Source organism: Variovorax sp. P2_H12 (genome assembly GCF_056403395.1).
Genome location: NZ_JBFUFO010000108.1, coordinates 1 through 1,002, shown reverse-complemented (window position 1 = coordinate 1,002; position 1,002 = coordinate 1). Strand labels below are relative to the sequence as shown.

1 protein-coding gene is annotated in these 1,002 nt (G+C 70.6%); it reads right to left on the bottom strand.

The window, feature by feature from the left end; genetic code table 11:
• Window positions 1–1,002: hypothetical protein (locus AC1DYK_RS35400; RefSeq protein ID WP_478170523.1), on the bottom strand; the 1,002-nt coding region annotated here is incomplete at both ends.

Genomic DNA, 1,002 nt, shown 5'->3' with positions numbered 1-1,002 from the left:
GGTGAAGGTGGCGAGTTCGTCGATGACCAGGAGTTCCAGACCGCCGACGCGGTCGATGCACTCGGGGACGACCTTGGACTTGCTGAGGTCACCCAGGAGCCGGTTGCGGCGGTCCATGTCGGCCTTGAGCGCCTGGAGGAGGGCCAGCAGGCGGACGGCGTTCGGCTTGAAGTACGTCGCCGCGACCCCGGCCTTGGCCGCCGGGTCCCACTCACCGTTGGACTTGCCCGCCACGATCCGGAGGTTGATCCGGATGTCCATCGCCGCGCCGGCCACGAGGTTCGCGGCGCCGACGCCCTTGCCCGACCGGGTCATGCCCGCGATGACGAAGCTGGAGTTCTTGATGGGCAGGGCGATCGCGTTGCCGCGCTTGGCCCAGGCCACCGGGATGCCGTCCTTCCACGCATCGACCGGTCCGCGGTGGTCCATCAGCGGGCTGGGACGAGCGTCGGCGAACGGGTCCGCGTCCGACATCCACACCGACGCGCGGGACGCGGCACCGGCCTTGGTGATGTCGATCATCGACAGATCGCGGCCCAACGCTCCGGCGAACGCCTCGGCCTTCTGCTTGAACGCGGTGACCGTGACCGGGAGATCGAACACCGTGGTCGCGGTGCCGTCCTCGCCCCAGGCCGGGGCCGACAGGATCTTGATGCTCTCGCCCGGCTTTATAACCGCGGCCTTGGTCAGCGCATCGGTCAGGACCGGCTCGGACAGTGCGGGCGGGGCGGGCGCGTCGAAGACCGGCCCAGCCGACGCACCGTACGGGGAAGAGGCATTAGCGGCCGCGGCCGCCGGGGCGTCGGCCTTGACCAGATTCACCGCAGGCTTTGCCAGCTCGTCGTCGACCAGCGGGCGGGCCAGGTACCACCAGCCCACCGGGCCGCCGACACCCAGAGCGGCAAGYGCGAGCAGAGGCTCCACGGCCATTCCGTTGACCGCCCCGTACGCACCGGCCGCGACCGCGCCCAGTCGGCCAGCCTTCTTCGCCCACCGCGCCTT